The sequence below is a fragment of the Novosphingobium sp. HR1a genome (genome assembly GCF_015594425.1).
Lineage (GTDB): Bacteria > Pseudomonadota > Alphaproteobacteria > Sphingomonadales > Sphingomonadaceae > Novosphingobium > Novosphingobium resinovorum_A.
The window spans coordinates 1-724 of the sequence record NZ_JABXWS010000153.1; the positions used below are offsets into that span (position 1 = coordinate 1).

The window sequence follows — 724 nt, forward strand, 5'->3', positions numbered from 1 at the left end:
GGATATCGGAGTATCCGACCAGACCCTGTCGCTTCGATCAGCGGCCGCGAGGGCCTACTCCTGACAGAAGCTGCTGACAGAGTTCTTCGAAGCCGACCGGCTGTTACGCGCCCATCCCAGTCATAGACTGCAGATTACGGCGATCCTAATTGCGGAAAGGCCGTTAACGAACCGATGGCAAGCATCAGTTGGCGGAAAATTGGGGTAGCTGATAGAGAATTGCTCGTCCGTCCTCGTAGTCCAACGTATACAAAGCGGAATTTTGTTCACTAGGCTCGCGCCTGAAGTGTCGCCTATCGTATCTGCCATGTGGACGCGTCGCTCCTACGCCCTTCTTTATATGCGATAAGAGCCGGGCAATCGCACCGTGCGCGACGGACCCCAATGCGCGCAATAGTGTCAACGGCGGCGTGATTCCGGTGTGCCGAGTAGGCGTTCGATAGCGTCCAGTTCAGAATGCTCGAAATCGAGCCGATTTATTGCATCAAGCGAATCATTGAGTTGGTTAACCGTTCTTACCCCGATGAGAGCAGAAGTCATCCGCGGATCGCGGAGAACCCAGGCGATCGCCATCTGAGCAAGCGTCTGGCCGCGATCTTCCGCGATCGAGTGCAGACTGCGGATGCGATCCATAGTCTCTGGAGCAAGCAATTCCTTCTTGAAAGACCCGGATCGTGCACCTCGCGCATCACCGGGAACACCATTTAGATATTTGTTGGTAAGG

1 protein-coding gene is annotated in these 724 nt (G+C 55.1%); it reads right to left on the reverse strand.

The window, feature by feature from the left end; all coding sequences use genetic code 11:
* Nucleotides 1-399: 399 nt before the first annotated feature.
* Nucleotides 400-724, reverse strand: a 325-nt coding sequence (locus tag HWN72_RS30765; RefSeq protein WP_211152335.1) for an aldo/keto reductase, incomplete at its 5' end; no start/stop codon positions are given.